Genomic DNA, 21,178 nt, shown 5'->3' with positions numbered 1-21,178 from the left:
CAGACCCAAGGTTATAACAACCATGAGTCTGACCTTTCCAAATATATCATGTGATTTAGGATGGTCATTCCAATCCTTAAAATAAACTTGTCGTGATTTTCAAATTGTACAGGTTCTTCATCGCTATATATTCTAGAAATCTTCCACGTTCAATAATTCTATATCCGTAATTTAATACGAATTTTATTTAGTCGTATATACCAAGGTGTTCCCAAAAAACGTTCATACATTAACAACGACAAGAGGTGCAAATATGCTACAGACAGGGAATGTTAATGGCAATTTTTAGGTGAGTTAGAGATCGGGGTTTATAACCTATAAAAAAAACGAATTCTTATCAATTCTCAACGAATTCTATTTTATCAATTACACATAACAAAACATAAGCTCTAGAGCCTCATGAATAGCTTATTTTTATGGTATTCAAATGTCAAATTGATGGTTTGAACTTTTAAATACAAACCAATAAACATACGCTAAGCCATGAAACTAAAACATCTTTCTGCACTCATTTTATGCTTCGTCATTATGTTTTCCTGCAAGAAAAAGGAAGACATTACTCAAGAAACTGACAATCTATTCAAGTTTAGAGACTATATAAGTTATACCACCTCTGGCTTACAATCGGTTGTACACCCTATCGTAATTAACTTAGCAAATGATGTTGAAGGTTGGGGGATTGACAAAGTCATTGATACTGATCTCATTCGTATTTCTCCACATGTTGAAGGGATACTTAAAGCGTCTAACAAACATACTTTAGTTTTTATGCCAGACGAACATCTAGAGCCAGCAACAGAATATACAGTCGTTGTAAAGCTAGATAAGATCTACAAGGATATGCCTAAAGATTATGAGGATTATGTATTTCAGTTTAAAACCATAACACCAAATTTTAATATCATCACGAATAGCTTACAGTCGTATAGCAAAAAATGGCAGTACTTAGAAGCAGTTATCAAATCGGCTGATGTGATTTCTTTAGATGAGGCAAAACAATTAGTTGAAGCCACTCAAAAAGGAAAAAAACTAAGGTTAGAATTTGATGCACCTAACCAACACTCAAAATATTTCGAATTTAAAATAGATAGCATTAATCGCTTCGTTGAAGATTCAGAAATCATTGTAAAATGGAATGGAAAACCTATTAGTGCAGAAAATAAAGGCCAGAACAAAATTCAAATTCCAGGTATTAATAACTTCAAAATTGTAAATGTTGAAGCTTATAAAAGTCCCGAGCAATTTTTATATATCAATTTTTCTGATCCTATAAAAAATCAACAAAATTTTGATGGATTAGTCACTATTCAGAAGGTAAAAAATCCAAAATTTGTTGTTGTTGGTAATGTTCTTAAAGTATATCCAGATACTAAATTAGTTGGTAATATTCAAGTTGATGTATTTCAAGGCATTAAAAACACCGATGGCTATAAACTTAAAACACCATTCTCCGAAGCCATTTCTTTTGAAGAAATAAAACCACAAGTTCGCTTAGTTAGCAACGGAACGATTTTACCAAACTCCAGTGACCTTAAATTTAACTTTGAGGCTATTAATTTGAGTGCTATTGATGTGAGAGTCATTAAAATTTTTGAAGATAATGTACTGCAGTTTCTTCAAGACAATCCAATGTCCAGCAATAACCAAAACGAAATTAAACGTGTTGGTCGTCGCATTGCTAAACAAACCATACAATTACAATCTGCTGCAGAAAACTCCGGAAAATGGAAAGCCTACAGTATCGATTTATCAAAATTCTTTAAGGCAGATCCTGGAGCCATTTACAGAGTCGAATTAAGCTATTCTCGAAACTACTCGTTATACGATTGTGAAGCAAATCCTGATAATAACCTAAATGAAAATGACGAATATGACGACTACTATTATGAAGAAGATTATTACTATGATGACTACGCAGATTCAAATACCGAAGACGAAGAACTGAGAGAGCAAGAGTATTGGGATAATCGAACATACAGATACCGAAATCACACCTATAATTGGAGACAACGAGATAATCCGTGTCATGATGCTTATTACAACGAGAACCGAGTTATTTCACAAAATTTATTAGCTTCCAACATAGGCGTTATCGTCAAGCAAGGCGTTAATAACAACTACTATTTTGCGGTTACAAATATTTTAAACACCCAACCCGAAGCTGGTGCAACAATTAAGCTATATAATTTTCAGCAACAAGAAATAGGTTCGGTTACTACAAATAGTGAAGGCTTAGCGGTTTACGAAGCCAATAAATATGCCTCATTTGCCATTGTCACTAAAGGTAATAACACAAGTTACCTAAGACTTACCGACGGAAATTCGCTATCCTTAAGCAAGTTTAATGTTTCTGGGAAACGGTTGCAACGCGGCTTAAAAGGGTACATCTATGGCGAACGAGGTGTTTGGCGACCAGGAGATTCACTATTCTTAACGTTTATGCTCAATGACAAGGCTAATGATCTTCCAAAAGGGCATCCGGTTAAAATGGAAATTACTGATCCTAACGGAAAACTGGTTTACAAAAATGTAACTACAGATAATGTCAATAACTTCTATAAGTTTACTGTGCCAACATCTTCTGAAGGAAAAACAGGAAACTACAATGCTAAAGTTTCAGTTGGTGGTGCTCAATTCTATAAATCATTAAAAGTTGAAACAGTAAAACCCAACCGACTTAAGATTAAAGTTAATTTCGAACAAGAAGTGCTTTCCAGTAGAGAGCCACTCAATGGAACTATCGACGTTAAATGGTTACATGGCGCACCCGCAAAAAACATTAAAACTGAAGTTAAAGCGAAATTTAGCAACTCATATACGGGTTTTAAAAACTTCAAAGGTTATACGTTTACTGATCCATCACGTCAATTCAATACCGAAGAACTTAATGTTTTTGAAAGTAATCTTGATGAAGACGGAAAAGCAACTATTAATACCAAACTAGATATTGGAAAAAATGCACCAGGAATGCTTAACGCACAATTCTTGGTTAGAGCCTTCGAAAATGGGGGTGATTTTTCTTTAGATGCATTTACAAAAACCTATTCGCCTTATCCGTCTTATGTTGGCTTAAAATCACCTAAAGGCAATTATTATGGGTCTTTTTTTACGGATACTAACCAAACTTTTGACTTAGCTGTAGTAGATAAAGACGGGAATCCTGTGCAACGAGATAACCTTGAAGTGAAAGTCTATAAAATAGAATGGCGTTGGTGGTGGAATTCCTCTTACGACAATTTATCTAACTATGTTTCTAGTAATTACCATAGACCGGTTCACAATCAAAAAGTATCAACAGGTGCTAACGGGAAAACAAATTTTACCATTAAAATTCCAGAAAATGAAAGAGGTCGTTACCTCATAAGAGTTTACGATCCTGTAAGTGGTCATGCCACTGGGCGAACTGCTTATTTCTACAGAAATTGGTCTGGAATGTCAACTGGAAACGATAAAGAAGCGGCTAAAATGCTAGTCTTTGCATCAGATAAAGATAAATATCTCGTTGGTGAAACAGCTAAAATTAAATTCCCGTCTGGTGATGAAGGCCGCGCTTTAGTAAGTATCGAAAATGGATCAGATGTGATAGAGTACAAATGGGTTAAGACTACAAAAGGTGAAACAACAGTTGATATTCCTGTGACTTCGGAAATGGCGCCAAATGTGTTTGTTAATATCTCATTATTGCAACCTCACGCGATAACCAGTAACGATTTACCAATTCGATTATATGGTATAATTCCAATTTTAGTGGAAGATCCGAAAACCATTCTCGAACCGGAATTACGAATGGCAAGTGTACTTAGACCAGAACAAGAATTTGAGGTTTATGTTTCAGAAAAAAATAAAAAACCAATGACGTATACCATTGCTATGGTTGAAGAAGGATTGTTGGATTTAACACGATTTAAAACGCCTAATGCATGGGATGATTTTTATTCTCGTGAAGCGCTTGGTGTAAAAACCTGGGATATTTATGATGATGTGATTGGTGCGTATTCTGGGAGTATCGACCAAGTGTTTGCGATCGGTGGTGATGGCAGTGCAGCCAAAGGTAAAAACAAAAAAGCAAACCGTTTTAAACCTGTTGTAACCTATTTAGGGCCTTTTGAATTAGAAGCTGGCGCACGAAAATCTCATAAGATTAAAATGCCAAATTATGTTGGTGCAGTGCGTACTATGGTTATTGCTGGAAATAATGAAACAGAAGCCTACGGAAGCACAGATAAATCGGTAGAAGTCAAAAAGCCTTTAATGGTCTTGGCGACATTACCAAGAAAATTAAGTCCTGGTGAAAAAGTTATGCTTCCTGTAACGGTTTTCGCTATGGAACCAAAAGTGAAAAATGTGACTTTGAGTTTAAAACTAAGCGATGGTATTTCAGTCGTTGGAAATAGCTCTCAAAAAATGACGTTCGATAAACCAGACGAACAGATGGCCTATTTTGAATTGGATGTGAGTAAAGCAAAAGGCGTCAATACTATTGAAGTCATAGCTACAGGAAATGGCGAAAAGTCATCGTATAAAGTAGAATTGGATGTTGTTAATCCTAATCCGATAACGTCCTTATATGAAAGTGCACAACTTGAAGCCAAGACTTCACAAACGTTAGCGTTTAAAACCTTCGGAGTTCCTGGAAGCAATTCAGCTACAGTAGAGTTTTCAACCTTACCTCCAATGGATTTCTCAAAACGATTACAATACTTAATTAAGTATCCTCATGGTTGTGTTGAACAAACCACATCTGGCGTTTTTCCGCAGTTATACTTAAGTGATATTTTCGATTTAAAATATGAGAAACAACAAGAAATTCAGTCAAACATAGAAAACGGTATTAAGCGTTTAGGGAATTTCCAACGTCCAAATGGTGGTATGAGTTATTGGATTGGTGAAAACACAGCCAATGATTGGGGAACCAGTTATGCTGGACATTTCTTAATTGAAGCCGAAAAGAAAGGATTTGTGTTACCACTCACCTTTAAAAGCAATTGGTTACGTTATCAAAAACAAGCTGCCAGAGATTGGAGACCGAGTTACAGACACTACAATTCAGATTTAGCACAAGCCTACAGATTGTACACATTGGCTTTAGCTGGTAGTCCAGACTTAGCATCCATGAACCGTTTAAGAGAGTTTACTGAAATTTCAAACGAAGCCAAATGGCGATTAGCAGCAGCATACGCTCTTGCTGGACAAAAAGAAGCTAGTGTGCAATTATCTAAAACGGCGAATATAGATTTCAAACCACCTAAGAATAATTACTATACCTATGGTTCGGTAGATCGTAATCGAGCTATGGCTTTAGAAACGATGATTATTACTAAAAACCCGAAAGCGCGAGGAATTTCAGAGCTGATTGCAAAAGATTTATCAAGTAAACAATGGATGAGTACTCAAACGACAGCTTACAGTTTATTAGCTATGGCAAAAATGGTGGAGGCTAATGGTGGAAAGGATATGAATTTCAGTTATACATTTGGTGGTAAAACCGAAACGATAAGTACCAAGAGTACGATTGCACAGCGTGAACTTCAAGTCGTTGATGGTTCTAATACATTGAAACTAGGAAATTCCGCAAATAATTTGGTTTATGTACGTGTCTTAAATTCTGGAAAACTGCCTTTGGGACAAGAATTAGCTGAACAACGTGGCTTGAGTGTTGATGTAATTTATACAGATTTAAAAGGAAATCGTATAGATGTGAAGAAGCTGCAACAAGGACAAGATATTATCGCTAGAGTTAGTGTCAGTAATCTAAAAAGTCAGAACTTACGTGATGTAGCTTTGACTCAAATTTTCCCTTCAGGTTGGGAAATTGTGAACACACGTTTTACAGATTTTGGTGATACGACGACGAGTTCAGCAAGATTTACAGACATTAGAGATGATCGCGTCAACTTCTATTTCGATTTACCTTCAAAAGGAAAATATGGAACCAAAGTATTTACGGTTATGCTCAACGCGGCATACTTAGGAACCTACTATTTACCAGGAACTCAAGTAGAAGCGATGTATGATAACGATTTCTTTGTGAGAAACAAAGGGCGTTGGATTGAAGTACAGAAATAACTGTCATTCTGCATCAGGTGCGGAATGACAAAATTTAAATAATTTAAAATGACAAACACGAACCCATACTACGCAGTGATCTTCACCTCAACCCATTCTGAAAACACCGAAGGGTATTCAGACATGGCAAATCAAATGGAAACCTTAGCTAAACAGCAAAAAGGATTTTTAGGCATTGAAAGCGCAAGAAATGCTATTGGAATCACAGTAAGTTATTGGGAAAGTCTTAAAGCCATCAAAAATTGGAAACAAGAAACTGATCATTTAGTAGCACAACAAAAAGGTCGAGAAGATTGGTATCGTTGGTATAAAGTGAGAATCTGTAAAGTAGAGCGTGAATATGAGTTCTTTAAATCATAGAAACGTGTGAGATGAATTATCGTTTTAATGTAAAGTGCCCTCTAAATTCTTGTCCTTCAATTATGATAAGATACCAATAATCTGAAGTTGGTAAATCCTTACCATTCATTGTGCCATTCCAGTTTGCTGGACTATCATATGCTGAGAAGAGCAGTTTTCCGTAGCGATTAAAGATAAAAACTTCTGATGATGCGAAGCAGTCAATACCTAATAAGCTAAAAGTATCATGTCTTCCATCATTATTTGGCGTGATAAATTTCGGTATATAAAAATGTAAATGTGTTGTAGTAACATTAGTATCACAATCAATTGATTTCACATAAATAGTATACTTCCCGCCATCAACATCATAAAAGATATTATTCGTTTGAAAATTAATACCATCTAAAGAATATATAAAATTTCCCGAATTAGAGGTGAGCACTATAATATCGTTTCCGTCAGATTGAATGCTCTCAATAATAGGTGCTTCTGGTTGCTCAACAACAATTGTTTTTTCTATGGTCGCACAACCATCTGTGGTTACTACAACATAAGTTCCTGGTGAACTTACGGTTATAAACTCTGTAGTTTCACCTGAATCCCATTGGTATGTTGCGTTGCTAATATCTGTACTCGCTTGTAATGTAATGTCTTCACCTTCACAAATCGTAGAGAATTCTTCAATAGTATCAATGGTTTGAATTCCGGTAATTTCCCAAGAACAAGAGGTCTCAATAAATGTTGCCGTTTCCCAGCATTCTAAATTGGTTGGTGCTTCAAGTTGTGTTCCTGTGATTTCCCAACTACATGTTGTTGTATTAAACGTAGCTGTCTCCCAGCATTCAATTATTGGCAGTACAGGCTGTGTTCCAGTAACCTCCCAGCTACAAGTTGTAATATTAAAATTTGTGACCTCCCAACACTCAAGTCCTGTAGGTTCTAAAAGTTGTGATCCTGAAACGTCCCAACTACAAGTTGTCGTATTAAATGTTGCCGTTTCCCAACATTCAAGTGCAGGTTGTGTTGGTTGTGTTCCCGTAACTTCCCAAAGACACGTCGTCGTATTAAAATTAGTAGATTCCCAACATTCAAGTCCCGCAGGCTCTATTGGTTGCGTTCCTGATACTTCCCAAAGACATGTCGTATTATTGAATGTTGTGGTTTCCCAACATTCAAGTGTTGGTTGTGCTGGTTGTGTTCCTATGATTTCCCAACTACATGTTGTTGTATTAAAATTAGTGCTTTCCCAACACTCCAATCCTGTAGGCTCTGGTGGTTGCGTTCCTGACACTTCCCATGAACATGTTGTATTATTTAATGTAGCGGTTTCCCAACACGCTATAGTTGGGGGATTGGGTGCTTGATTAATAATTAATTCATAAGTTGTTGAGAACGTAATGCAATCTAAATTACTCAGATTAGCTGCAAATTCGGCTACTTTAACCCTGTAATACATTGTACTGGATATTCCAGTAAGTATGATATTATCACTTGTTGCTCCAGCTATATCTGTCCAAATATTTTCATCAGGACTTTCTTGCCATTGATAAAAGTGGTTGCTAAAAACTGTATTATCCGGTGTCGCGGTTAATGTTGTAGAAAAAGGTGTTTCGCTACTGCATAATGAAATACTATCATTATTTACTGTGTCTCTAACTTCAATAAAATCGCCACAACTCTTAAACACAATATCATCGATAGCCAAATCATTTCCACAGCCTCCAGCACCGTTATTAATCATTTTTAAAATCACTGATGTTTGGCTTGGAATGGTTTGAAAAACCAAAGCATATTGTTGCCAATTTGGTGAACCTGAGCTATTAATATTTCCCGTATCTCCTGAGGCCAACAAATTAGCATCTGTGTTATCCCAAATTTCAAATCTTACATTTACTGGAATGGCTCCAGCTCCACAAAACCCACCAGCTGGTGTTAAATTCACGATCCAAGAGGAAAATTCATAAGAGGTGTTTTCGCATAAACCATTAATGTTGGTTCTATAGAACTCTCCCGCTGCTGCTGCAGAATTCACAACAAGCATTCTTCCATTGACATCATTAGGTGTATGATCTTGAACGCTAAACCAATCAAAGAAATTGGTATTACTGCTTACGGTATACAATCCATCAAGAGGTTGACCACCATTAGCATAATTGTAGGTTGTTGTTCCAGAAGGCAATGATGTATCTGCTAGTCCTGCACTAAAATCTTCTACAAAGATTGGGTCACCAGAATTTCCTTGACAAAACCCAAGTTGAGCATATCCCATTTCCGAAGAAAAAAAAATACTAAATATTATGATTACATTAAGATTATTAAAGTACTTTCCCACGTATATATTTAAGGTCAATGACTCTAAATTAATTATATTTCACATAATAAATACAGCTATAAAGTTATAGTGCAGTACATGTATAGGTTAACTCAGTACATAAAAAAGAATAAAAAAAAGTCAATAGTGCTTTTAGTGCTTTTGGTCGTTTATTATTTCTGTTTACCTAAGAACCTGTTTGAAGACCCAACAGCCACGGTTATTACGAGTAAACAAAATGAGCTTTTAGGCGCTCAAATTGCTTCTGATGGCCAATGGCGATTTCCTCATAATGATAGTATTCCAGAAAAATTTAAAATCTGTATTGTACAGTTTGAAGATGAATACTTTTATAAGCATCCCGGTTTTAATCCTATTTCAATTTTTAAGGCATTAAAAGACAACATCAGTTCTGGAGAGGTAAAGCGAGGTGGAAGTACATTAACACAACAAGTGATTCGACTATCTCGAAAAGGACAATCGCGAACCTACCTCGAAAAAATTAAAGAAATCATTCTAGCGACGCGGTTAGAATTCCGTGATTCTAAAGAAAAAATTCTCAGTTATTATAGTAGTAATGCGCCTTTTGGAGGTAATGTTGTTGGTTTGGACGCAGCAGCTTGGCGTTATTTTAATAGAGATCCATACCAACTCTCATGGGCAGAAAGCGCAACACTTGCCGTATTACCAAATGCTCCAAGTTTGATTTATCCAGGGAAAAACCAAAAACGATTGTTAGAAAAACGTAATCGTTTGCTTAAAAAATTACTCGAAAATGAAATCATAGATACTTTAACTTACGACTTGTCCATTGCCGAAGACTTACCTCAAAAACCATATGCTTTACCACAAATTGCTCCACATCTTTTACAAAAAGTGGCAAAAACTAATCGTGGTGAGCGTACACAAACAACAATTGACACAAAACTACAAGAACGTGTAAATCACATTGTGAAAAATCGATATAATATTTTGAAACAAAACGAAATTCACAACGCAGCAGTTCTTGTATTGGATGTTCATACTAGAGAAGTTATAGCCTATATTGGAAACACGCCTACAGACAAATCACATCAAAAAGACGTGGATATTATAGACAAACCTCGAAGTACTGGGAGTATCTTAAAACCCTTTTTGTATGCAGCCATGTTGGATTCTGGAGATTTACTACCAAACACTTTGGTTGCAGATGTGCCAAGTCAATTTGGAAGTTATAATCCAGAAAATTACAATAAAGAATTTGATGGTGTCGTTCCTGCGAGCCGTGCTTTATCACGTTCGCTAAATGTTCCTGCGGTGCGAATGCTTCAAGATTTTGGATTCGATAGGTTCCACCAATACCTTAAACAATTACAACTTAAAGATTTAAAATACAATGCCAACCATTATGGTTTATCACTCATTTTAGGAGGCGCAGAAAGTAATCTTTGGGATTTATGTAAGAGCTATGCATCTTTATCGTCTACATTAAATCACTTTTCAGAAACTTCAAGCGAATACTATACTAATGAATTTGTAGAGCCATCGTTTATAGCTTCGGAAACTGTTGACTTCGGAAACAGATCTTCTGATAAAACCATATTTGATGCTGCATCAATTTATCTTACTTATGAAAGTTTAAAAAAGGTAAATAGACCTGAAGGTGATGAAAGTTGGGAGTTTTTTGACGATTCCAAACAGATCGCTTGGAAAACAGGAACAAGTTTTGGTTTTCGAGATGCTTGGGCTATTGGTACTACAAAAGATTATGTTGTTGGTGTTTGGGTTGGAAATGCAGATGGAGAAGGTCGTCCTGGTTTGGTTGGCGTCCAAACCGCTGCGCCAATTTTGTTTGATGTCTTTGATATATTACCAAATAGTGAATGGTTTGCACAACCTTATGATGAAATGCAGGAAGTGACTGTATGTTCGAAAAGCGGGCATCGAGCCTCTTCTATTTGTGATGTTACTGAAGAAACCTTTATTCAAAATAGCGGATTAAAAACGGCGCCTTGTCCATATCATATTCTAGCACATGTTGATGCTACTGAAACCTATCAGGTAAATTCATCTTGTGAGAACTTAAGCAATATAAAGCATAAGCCTTGGTTTGTATTATCCCCTTTAAAAGCACATTATTACAAAACTAAAAATCCGTTTTATAAACCACTCCCAAAACTGCGATTGGATTGTGTTGGAGAGGTTCAAGAGACCATGGATTTTATTTATCCGAAACAAAACAACTCTATTTTCCTTCCGAAAGATTTTAATGGGAAAATCAATGATCTTATTTTAAAGGTGACCCATTCAAAACCAGAAACTAATATTTATTGGTATTTAGATGAAACTTACGTTGGCTCTACTAAAGATATTCATGAATTGGCGATTATTCCGAAGACAGGAGAACACCTCATTACAGTTGTAGATGAATTTGGTAATGAAGCGAAACGAACCATTAAAATTTCCGAATAACACGTAAGGTTTAAATTCTTACATTTGCTTATCTAATTTCTAAACTATAAAAAATGTACGAAGTTGTTAAAATGCTCCATTCTTATTGGGCGTATCTGGTTTTATTAATGATAGTTGTCGCGTCATTGAATGCGTTATTTAAATTTTTTGGTAATAAAGAATTTCAAGCCATCGATTTTAGAATTTCTCTATTTACATTAATCGTTATGCATATTCAACTACTAATTGGTTTGGTGTTGTATTTCTCTTCTCCTTTTGGTTTTAAAAACATAAGTGCTAATGGCATGGTAGGATTAGATGCATTTTCCCGACTCTTAGCTGTAGAGCATCCGTTTGTTGGGATTCTTGCTGTTGCTTTGATTACTATTGGGTATTCGAAACATAAGAAGAAGTTGACTTCTAAACCAAAATTTAAAATGCTGGCTATATTTTACACCTTAGGTCTCGTTTTAGTGTTATCTAGAATTCCTTGGTCGAATTGGTTTTAAGTCATTCTTTTATAAAAAAAAGGCGCTATTAAAAATTTTTAATAGCGCCTTTTTTTATACTGTAAATTGTCTTTAGTCCTCCACTTGTTTGATTAAGTAAACATAAACAGGAAAGTGATCACTAAAACCGTTTGTGAATCCACCATCGGCGAAACTTCTAAAAGGATATCCTTTATATCTCCCTCTTTTATTAGTGAGATATAGTTTATTATAAATACCTGCTTTATAAAATTTATAGGATGTATAATCTTCTGTTTCGACTAGTGGTTTTGTCATCATAATTTGATCAAACAAACTCCAAGCATCTCTATAAGCTGTTGTACCATATCCTTTGTCAGTAAACATTTTTTCAAAAGGATTATAAATCCCTTTTAAGTCTAGATCTTCTTTATTTGCTTCAGCTTTTAATACATCTTTTACACTCGAATTGGTAGGATCATCATTTAAATCTCCCATCGTGAAAATTTTAGCATAAGGATCTTTGGTTTGTAAAGAATCTATAATACGTTTATTCAACTTAGCTGCTCCTACACGTTTTGATCGGCTTCTCGCTTCTCCACCACTTCTTGACGGCCAGTGATTAACAATCAAATGAATTAGGTCTCCGTCTAACTCTCCACTAACTAACAATTGGTCTCTTGTCATGACTTGATCTCTGCTTACATCGTCATAAATTAACAACTCAAATGAATGATGGGTAGTCGGTTTAAATAATTTCTTTTGGTATAATAATGCCACATCAATTCCTCTTACATCAGGAGATTCGTAGTGGATGATTCCGTAATCTTTAGCTAATAATAATGGATGATTTACGAGGTCCACTAATACTTGTCGGTTTTCAATTTCACAAACGCCTATTATTGCTGGCGCGTTTCCAGTTACACCTGCACCTACGTCAGCTATAACTCTCGCCATATTGTTGACCTTCTTTTTATAGATTCCTGCTCTATCAGCTTTGATTTCCATTATTGGGCTACGCTCATCAAACTTTGTCACATCATTGATAGTGTCAAATAAATTTTCTAAATTATAGAAAGCTACTGTATGAATCTTAAAGCGTTTTTCTTTTTTCTCTTCTTGGGAAAAGCTATTAAATGTCATTAAAAAACAAATAATTGCTAGTGAGAAATGTAGTGGTTTCATAGATTAAATATTACGTTATCGTTATGATGATTACAAATGTTGAGCCAAAAGTATGTATTTATTATAAATAATGTAAATTTGACCGCTTTAAATAACTATTATTTAAAGCGTAAGAACTATTAATCTTATAAATAAGGCATGAAAAAAAGTTTTTTTATTATTTTATTCGGACTGTTCTCCGTGTTCACATCCTTCGCTCAGGAGACTATCATTAAAGGTAGCGTTCTTGATGGGACTACAGGAGAACCGATTCCCGATGTAACTATTACTATTGAGGAAACCTCGCAATCAGTTGAAACTGATGCCAATGGTGAGTTTCAATTTAAAACCATTGTTCCATTAGGAGAACAAGTACTTAAAGTTGAAAAAGAAGGTTTTGTTACAAAACGTTATCCTATTGTTGTTAATGAAGGTCAAACCGTAGATATAAGCGGTATGACTCTTGACTTTGACAATGGCAATTCCGATTCTTTCGTTATTTCAATTTCAGATGATAATTTAAATAGTGAGGATGATGGTTTAACAGACAATATTTCTGGATTACTACAAGCATCTAAAGATCAATTCTTAAGAGCAGCTGCTTATGACTTTAGCTCAACATTTTTTAGACCTAGAGGTCTAGATAATGCTAATGGAAAAGTACTTATTAATGGTGTTGAAATGAACAAGCAGTTTAATGGAAGACCACAATGGGGAAATTGGGGTGGCGTAAATGACGTTCAAAGAAACCAAGTATTCGCTATGGGAATGTCTGCCAATGATTATTCATTTGGAGATCTTGCTGGTACTAACAACATTATAATGAGAGCCTCTAAATACCGTGAAGGTGGAAGAATTTCTTATGCATCGGCTAACAGAAGTTATAATGGTCGCGTTATGGCTAGTTATAATTCTGGTTTACTTAAAGGTGGCTGGTCTTACTCAGTTTTAGGATCTAGACGTTTTGGAAATGAAGGCTATGTAGATGGAACACTTTACGATTCTAATTCATTTTTTGCGGCTGTTGAGAAAAAAATCAACGATAAGCACAGTATTAACTTTACTGGTATATACGCTCAAAATAGACGTGGTCGTTCAACAGCTATCACAGATGAAGTTCTTACTTTAAAAGGAAGACAATACAACCCATTTTGGGGAACTCAAGATGGAGACATTAGAAACTCTAGGGTAAGAGAAATTAAAGAACCTATATTGATGTTAAACCATTTCTGGAATATTTCATCTAAAACAAATTTAAACACAAACATAGCTTACCAATTTGGAAAAATAGGTAATACTAGAATTGACAATGGTGGAACACGCTTAGTTGATTTTAATGGACAAGCTAGTTATTTAGGTGGTGCAAGAAATCCAGATCCATCCTACTATCAAAACTTACCAAGTTATCATTTAAGAGATACAAACCCAACAGCTTATGATTATGAGCAAGCGTATATAGCTGGACAAGATTTCAGAAATGATGGACAGCTTGATTGGAATGCATTATATAGTGCGAATGCGACTTTAAGAACTCAAGGTGGAAATTCTATCTATGCTATTCAGGAAGACAGAATCGACGATTCACAATTTACAATCAATACTATTTTTGATACAGAGTTATCAGAACGCGTGAGATTAAATGCCATGGTTAGCTATAGAAAGCTAAAAAGTGAAAACTTTGCTAATCTTAAAGACCTTTTAGGAGGAACTGGTTATTTAGATGTAGATTTCTTTGCTGAAGAAGACTCAAATGCTATTGGTGGATCTTTAGAAGACGTTGCACAAAGTGATTTAAACAATCCTAATAGAATTGTTCAAGAAGGTGATCGTTATAAATACAACTATGAAATTGACGCCGATGTTCTTACAGGATTTGCTCAAGCACAATTTAAATACAACAAAATAGATTTCTATTTAGGCGCAAATATTTCTCAAACAACTTACCAAAGAAATGGTTTGTTTGATAACGGAAACTTTGCTGGAACACGTTCATTTGGGAAAAGTGAAAAGTTAGACTTTTCTAATTATGGTATAAAAGCAGGAGCTACTTATAAACTTACTGGACGTCATCTTATTGATGTTAACGCTAGTTACTTTACAAAAGCACCAACAATTAGAAATTCGTTTAATAATGCAAGACAAAGTAATGATGTTGTTATTGGATTAAAAAGTGAAAACATTCAATCTGTTGATGTGAGTTATATTTTTAGATCTCCAATTATAAAAGCAAGACTTACTGGTTTCTATTCTGGATTTGAAAACGGAACGGATATTGGTTTCTTCTTTACTGAAGATTTAGCCGGATTAGGTTTAAATACTGGTGACGCCTTTGTACAAGAGGTTCTAACTAATGTTGAAAAAAGACATATTGGTGCTGAATTAGGTATTGAAGCTCAAGTCACACCAACTATAAAATTAAAAGCTGCGGCTTCTGTTGGTCAGTACACATTTAATAACAATCCTAACTTATACTTAACAAGTGATGATTTTGATGGTCCGTTAACTTTTGGTGATGGAACAACAAATATCAAAGATTACCATGTAGCTGGAGGTCCAGAGCGCGCGTACCAAATAGGATTTGAATATAGAGATCCAGATTTTTGGAATGTTGGTGTAACAACAAACTACTTCTCAAATGCTTATATTGATGTTGGTAACCTAGCTAGATCTGCTAACTTTACTACAGATTTTGATGGCCAAGCTATTGTTGGTTATGACGAAGATATTGCTAGAGATTTACTTAAACAAGAGGAGTTTGATGATTACGTTCTCGTAAATGTTGTTGGAGGAAAGTCGTGGAGAGTTGGTGATTATTATATTGGATTCTTTGCAACAATTAATAACATCTTTGATCAAGAATATAAAACTGGTGGATTTGAACAATCAAGACTGCCAAAGTATACTAGGTTATTAGAAGACCAATCAAGAGATAATGGTCCTGTTTTTGGTTCTCGTTACTTTAACGGAAATGGAACAACTTACTATTTAAATGTATACCTTAGATTCTAAAAAGCTTAAAAACAAACAAAATAATATCCTTATATAAGGATGAGATAAAAGAAAAAAAAATGAAAACAATTAATTTAAACAAAATCATACTACTTACCTTAAGTTTAGTAGTACTTAATGCTTGTGTTCAGGATGATGATTTTGACACACCTAACGTTGAAGTTACAGATCCAGTTATTAACGGGAATATTATAGATATAGATGCCGTTATTGGTAATTTAACACAATCGGGTGATGAGATCATTACATTTGAAGATACTAATAACTTCATGGAAGGTTACGTGATTTCTAGTGATGAAGGAGGAAACTTCTTTGAAGAACTGGTATTACAAGATAGATCAGAAAATCCAACAGCAGGTATTGTTGTCCAAATTGATGTGAATCCTTTATTTACAATCTATGATTTCGGAAGAAAAGTATATGTAAAGCTTGATGGTTTATCTGTTGCTGTAGATAATGGTGTTGTACAAATAGGTAGAAGAGAAGGAAACAGTTTAGAAAAAATTGCTTCAACTGAAATGACAGAATTTATACTTCGTACTTCTGAAGTTGCTACAATCGTACCTTTAGAAATTACAATTGCAGATTTTTCTAACGATCTTGAAAACTTATACATTCGTTTAAGCGATGTGCAATTCAACAGAAATGATGTACTTGGCGATAATCTAAAAACATTTGCTGCCGAAGACAATGATCAGTTCGATGGAGAACGTCAATTAGAAAGCTGTTCTACTGGTTCTTCAGTAATCTTAAGCACAAGTACCTTTTCAGATTTTAAATCGTTATTATTACCTGCTAATAGAGGAACTTTAGATGGCATCTTAACAAGAGACTTTTTTGATGATTTTTATACAATAAACATCAACTCTCCAGAGGATATCAATTTTGATAACGCTGAGCGTTGTGATCCAGACTTTTTAGAGTGTACTGGTACTTCTGGTGGTGGTTCAAATCTCTTTGAAGAAGACTTTGAAGGATTTGGCACTTATACTTCTGAAGGATGGGATAACATAAACATTAGTGGTACTGATACTGATTGGTTTATTAATGGATTTGGAGGAAACAATTATTCTCAAATTTCTGCATTTTCATCTGGAAATACTGAAGCTAACGTTTGGTTAGTGACACCTTCTATTGACTTAGATGGAACAACAGGAGAAGAATTATTATTTGATATTCAAGCAAACTATGATAACGGGACAATCTTATCCGCATTTATATCAACAGACTATGCTGGAGATCCAGAAACAGCTACATGGCAACCTCTAGACGCTTCTATTCCTTCAGGTCCTTCTGGTGGTTTTGGTGACTTTGAAACTGTAGGTCCAATCAATATCTCTTGTATAGATGGAATGATAAATATTGGATTCTTCTATGAAGGTTCAGATCCTAGTGCTACTACAAGATATCATTTAGATAACGTAGAAGTTACAGGTAACTAATTTAATATATATTAAAGTAGAAGCCACATCTTCAACAGATGTGGCTTTTCTTTTATCACTCTTACTGATATGAACACATTTGATGTATTGTTCTATAATGTTTTTCAGCATTATAAGCCAACCAAAAAAAAGAAAGCAAATACTATAGCATTATATTACATTACTGCGCTTCAATGCAGTTTGTTATTACTTTCAGGAATTGTAATTGCTCTGTTTTTAAATGAAATGAACACCACGACAATGTCTTCTTCCAAAGCATGGACACTTTTTGTAATGGCTTGTCTATTTATTTACTTTAGAAACTGGATACAGTATAGTGGTAAAAAAAGAAGGATTCTTAATGCGAAAAAAAACAATAAGGTTCAACCAGAGCATTATAACATTTGGTTGCTTTGGTTTTTATTGCTTGGTAGCATTATACTATCCATTATTTTGCTTTACGCTTTCTAAGTAGAAAACATATCTCAAATAAAAAGCCTCTAACGAAAACTCGCTAGAGGCTTTTTGATTATTATAAGTGATTGATTAATTTAAACGTTGTATGTAAACCCAAGCACTTCTTCGCTTACCATCTTCATATTCCATAGTATAGAAATAAGTTCCTACTGGTAGTTCGTCACCATCTTTATCTTGTCCAAACCATTCATCTAGATAATTCGTTTTTGAATAGACTAGAGTCCCAAATCTATTAAAGACTTCAAGTTTACTAACTCTATAGCTACTCAAATCAAAAGTATCATTCATACCATCTCCATTTGGCGAAATACCTTGAGGGATAATACAACTTTCTAATTCTATTACTGTTTGACTCGCAATACTAGAACAACCTGTATCGTTAAAAATAACTTCGATCTCATAATCTCCAGCGATAAGAACCGGGAAAGTCAATCCATTTTCTCCAGCTTGTAGTACACCATCAAGGTACCAGTTTATGGCAACTTCCGAAGTTGCATAATTTACAGGTGTTGCTTCTATAATTAGAGGTACGGTTGCATTAGGACACACTTCATAATCAAAGTCTTGAGTAAATGTAGTTTCTGGTTCAATACCTAAGACTAAATTAAAGCTTGTTGTATTGATACAGTCAGTAGCATTATTTGTCACTTGAGCATAAACAGTTTGAGGATCTGATACACTTGTATAAGGGCTTACTAATGGATTTACACCATCAATAGCATCTTGTTCAGTTAAATGAATCGTTACTGTAAAGTCTGTTGGACTTTGCGTATCTCCTAAAATCGGTAAATCATTATCTGATAAATTAAATACTGCTGTATCATTCCCAATTGAACATCCAACTAAATCTGGTGGTGTATTTGCAATTGGTAATGGTAAGAATTCTATCAAAATCTCATCTGAAATAATACAAGATGGTGAGAATATAAGCTGAGTTGTGTAAACCCCGCCTTCTGTAACCGTTAAACTATTAGTTGTCTCACCTTCTATTTGAAATCCATCCTTAAACCAAACGTGATCTACTGAAGGCGCTTGAGTTTCTATTACAATTTGCTCGCCAAGACATGCTGCAGTTCCTGAAGCTACAGTAATGTCTGCTCCCAATTCAACTTCACCAATATCAAAACTTCCTGCTTTCAAGAATACACCCGAATCCAATGCACTATCTGTTGCATCTGATATCACTAGTTTGATATGATACGTCTCTCCAATGTTTACCTCAGAAAATGCAGTAAACACTTCTGTACGACCATCAAATGAGATAGGAGGTAAATTTTGAGGTGTATATCCTCCAAAGAATTCTTCGTTTATAGCGGCACATCCAGGGTTCTCAGGATGAATATTCGTTACAAGAATAGGCGTAGTTGTACCAGGAAGTACTGCAAGGTTGGTTGTAATACCATTTTCATCTGTCAATAAAAACGCAAACGCATCAGAGAATGTACATTCAAAAGTACCGCCAGTGTTTCCATTATATTCTTCAGAAGCCATTAAGAAATCAAAACTGATTTCATCAGATAATGGTACAAAATCAAATTCTATAATTGACGCATTATTGGAAACTATTCCTACAGCAGTTGCCAATTCTGCATCACCAGGCCATCCAAATCCACCATCACTCATCGCATTAAAATTAGGTCCTCCAGCTCTACTTGCATCTCCAGAGGTTAAAATAACTCCTTCTTCAAAAGGGAAACTTCCTTCATCGGAAGAGAAATAACCAATACCATTCACATCTCCAAAATCTGTACCTGTTGAGGACGTAATATTTGTAATTAGAGCACAAGGGCTATCAATTAAAATATCAACTACTAATTCTTCAATGGTATATATATCTTGATCTACAGATACATTTCCAGTACCTGGTCTAATGCATAAGTCAAATGTAGAATCTTCACTATCATTACCTGCAGAAAACACTCTAATATAGTATGTATTTCCAACGGTTAAAGCTGGTGTTAAACTTGCATTATCTGGAGAACAATATAATTCAACAGGAGCATCGCAAGCACCTTCATAAACTGCGTGATCTAAATTTTGGAAGCCTGTCCCATCAATATTAGTTAATTGTATAATTTGAAATTCATCTACGGCAGTAAATTCAAACCAAACATCATCGTCTGGATCTCCTCCACATGTTCCAGCTGGAACTCCTGAATCTGTAGCTTCTAATAATGTTCCAGAGGTTATGATATCACAACTATCATCTGCATTAACTCCTGCAACAGTTGCATTACAAGGGTTATCATTATCTGGAGGACAAGCTAATAATTGAATGGCGTTACTATTAATAACACAATTAACATCTTGGTCATTATTTGAGGTGATAATGACATCAACTCCAAAAGGAAATGGACCAACTTGATAAACACCAGTTGCAGTTGCAGCAACCGTATTAGCATCAATATTATTTGAGATTGTTAATGATGTCGCATCACCAAGAGAGGTTACGTTGACATCAACTAAAAATTGTTCTCCATTTGCACAATCATCAATAACTTGATATGTAGCAGTTGGATTGACACATGTTGCACAAGTTACAGTATAATCAATTCCGCTAGAGCAACAGAAACTACCTGAAGCACAACTTATAGAACCATCTGATGTAATTTGGAAAAAGATTGTATCACCTGTAGATTGAAATACTAGTCCATCTAAAACACCATCATTACCTTCTCCATTATATAATTCAGTGACTCCATCAGAATCTAAAACAACAAGGAAGTCAAAAGGTGCGCCTTCAATTTGTCCAGAGTTAATTGTAATTCTTATTGGTGACCCATCTGTACTTGTGTATGAAAATTGATTAGTATCGTTATTATCATAGCAATAGAATGCATTTAATGGTCCCACTGCACAATCAATAATGTTATCAATACAGAATTCCTGAGTTAATGGATTACTAGTTAATATACAATTAGTATCATCATCGTTAGCAACGGTAATTTCTACAGGTGTATTATTCGTGTAAGGTCCAAAAGTAACAATCCCTAAAACACTAACCGTTTGAGGAGCACTACCTTGGTCATCACTGATCGTAATTGATGTCGCAGAACCTAAATTTGTTAAGTCAACATCAACTAAAAATCCTGGTCCAACTACACAATTCGAAACTACAGCATATGTTGCTTCTGGATTGACACAGGTTGCACATGCAACCGTAAAGTCCCATTCTGCTGTACAACATCCACTTCCAGACGCACAGCTTACAGAGCCATCAGCATCAATTTCCATATACAACGAATCACCCGTAGAATCAAATGTCAATCCTGAGAGATCTCCTCCGTTATTTCCTTGGTAAATTAATGGTGCCGTATTATCTTGACCATCATAGACTAAAATATCATCACAACAACTTTCAATTCCTCCAGCATTAAATGTTAATCTTACTGGGCTTCCATCTGTTGATTCAAATAACCAAGCTGTATCATCATTATTATCATAACAATAATTAAATTGTAATGGTGGTTGTGTACAATCTACAAGGTTTA

The 21,178-nt window shown here is 35.1% G+C and carries 10 protein-coding genes; 7 read left to right on the top strand and 3 right to left on the bottom strand.

Features of this window, described 5'->3' with window-relative positions:
* Positions 1-483 precede the first annotated feature (483 nt).
* The gene (locus V7719_RS11240; protein WP_335730007.1) at positions 484-6,066 is read left to right on the top strand and encodes an alpha-2-macroglobulin family protein; all 5,583 of its coding nucleotides are present in this window, start codon (positions 484-486) and stop codon (positions 6,064-6,066) included.
* A gap of 48 nt (positions 6,067-6,114) precedes the next feature.
* Positions 6,115-6,426 (top strand): antibiotic biosynthesis monooxygenase family protein, encoded by a 312-nt coding sequence (locus tag V7719_RS11235; RefSeq protein WP_335730006.1) that lies wholly within the window; start codon positions 6,115-6,117, stop codon positions 6,424-6,426.
* A gap of 16 nt (positions 6,427-6,442) precedes the next feature.
* Here V7719_RS11235 and V7719_RS11230 read toward each other — a convergent pair whose 3' ends face one another.
* Positions 6,443-8,740 carry a T9SS type B sorting domain-containing protein gene (locus V7719_RS11230; RefSeq protein WP_335730005.1) on the bottom strand — a complete coding sequence of 766 codons (2,298 nt, stop codon included), beginning with the start codon at positions 8,738-8,740 and terminating at the stop codon, positions 6,443-6,445.
* Between the two features lie 78 nt (positions 8,741-8,818).
* Between V7719_RS11230 and pbpC the strand changes: the two genes are divergently transcribed.
* Positions 8,819-11,170 carry a penicillin-binding protein 1C gene (gene pbpC / locus V7719_RS11225; RefSeq protein ID WP_335730004.1) on the top strand — a complete coding sequence of 784 codons (2,352 nt, stop codon included), beginning with the start codon at positions 8,819-8,821 and terminating at the stop codon, positions 11,168-11,170.
* 53 nt (positions 11,171-11,223) lie between these two features.
* Positions 11,224-11,658, top strand: a complete 435-nt coding sequence (locus V7719_RS11220; protein ID WP_335730003.1) for a hypothetical protein — start codon at positions 11,224-11,226, stop codon at positions 11,656-11,658.
* A gap of 72 nt (positions 11,659-11,730) precedes the next feature.
* On the opposite strand, the gene V7719_RS11215 is transcribed toward V7719_RS11220, so the two are convergent.
* Entirely contained in the window at positions 11,731-12,801 is a 1,071-nt protein-coding gene (locus V7719_RS11215) for an endonuclease/exonuclease/phosphatase family protein (protein WP_335730002.1), read from the bottom strand.
* A 138-nt stretch (positions 12,802-12,939) separates the two neighbouring features.
* Here V7719_RS11215 and V7719_RS11210 point away from each other — a divergent pair, with 138 nt between their 5' ends.
* The 3 genes from V7719_RS11210 to V7719_RS11200 all read left to right on the top strand — a co-directional run bounded on the left by V7719_RS11210 (position 12,940) and on the right by V7719_RS11200 (position 17,681).
* Positions 12,940-15,789, top strand: coding sequence for a TonB-dependent receptor (locus V7719_RS11210; protein ID WP_335730001.1), 2,850 nt, complete (start codon positions 12,940-12,942; stop codon positions 15,787-15,789).
* A gap of 59 nt (positions 15,790-15,848) precedes the next feature.
* Positions 15,849-17,231: a DUF5689 domain-containing protein gene (locus tag V7719_RS11205; protein ID WP_335730000.1), complete on the top strand. Its 1,383-nt coding sequence runs from the start codon at positions 15,849-15,851 to the stop codon at positions 17,229-17,231.
* 69 nt (positions 17,232-17,300) lie between these two features.
* Positions 17,301-17,681 carry a hypothetical protein gene (locus V7719_RS11200; RefSeq protein ID WP_335729999.1) on the top strand — a complete coding sequence of 127 codons (381 nt, stop codon included), beginning with the start codon at positions 17,301-17,303 and terminating at the stop codon, positions 17,679-17,681.
* A gap of 75 nt (positions 17,682-17,756) precedes the next feature.
* Here V7719_RS11200 and V7719_RS11195 read toward each other — a convergent pair.
* A partial coding sequence (locus tag V7719_RS11195; RefSeq protein ID WP_335729998.1) for a choice-of-anchor L domain-containing protein occupies positions 17,757-21,178 on the bottom strand: 3,422 nt, incomplete at its 5' end.

The sequence above is a fragment of the Psychroserpens sp. genome, from assembly GCF_036960315.1.
Taxonomy (GTDB): Bacteria; Bacteroidota; Bacteroidia; order Flavobacteriales; family Flavobacteriaceae; genus Psychroserpens.
The sequence above is the reverse complement of the archived record's forward strand: the minus strand, read 5'-3'. Positions and strand labels throughout refer to the sequence as shown.

Coding starts and splice junctions, on each gene's coding strand:
- V7719_RS11240 (WP_335730007.1), top strand. CDS start 484: ATGAAACTAAAACATCTTTCTGCACTCATTTTATGCTTCGTCATTATG.
- V7719_RS11200 (WP_335729999.1), top strand. CDS start 17,301: ATGAACACATTTGATGTATTGTTCTATAATGTTTTTCAGCATTATAAG.
- V7719_RS11215 (WP_335730002.1), bottom strand. CDS start 12,801: ATGAAACCACTACATTTCTCACTAGCAATTATTTGTTTTTTAATGACA.
- V7719_RS11205 (WP_335730000.1), top strand. CDS start 15,849: ATGAAAACAATTAATTTAAACAAAATCATACTACTTACCTTAAGTTTA.
- V7719_RS11220 (WP_335730003.1), top strand. CDS start 11,224: ATGTACGAAGTTGTTAAAATGCTCCATTCTTATTGGGCGTATCTGGTT.
- V7719_RS11235 (WP_335730006.1), top strand. CDS start 6,115: ATGACAAACACGAACCCATACTACGCAGTGATCTTCACCTCAACCCAT.
- V7719_RS11210 (WP_335730001.1), top strand. CDS start 12,940: ATGAAAAAAAGTTTTTTTATTATTTTATTCGGACTGTTCTCCGTGTTC.
- pbpC (WP_335730004.1), top strand. CDS start 8,819: ATGTATAGGTTAACTCAGTACATAAAAAAGAATAAAAAAAAGTCAATA.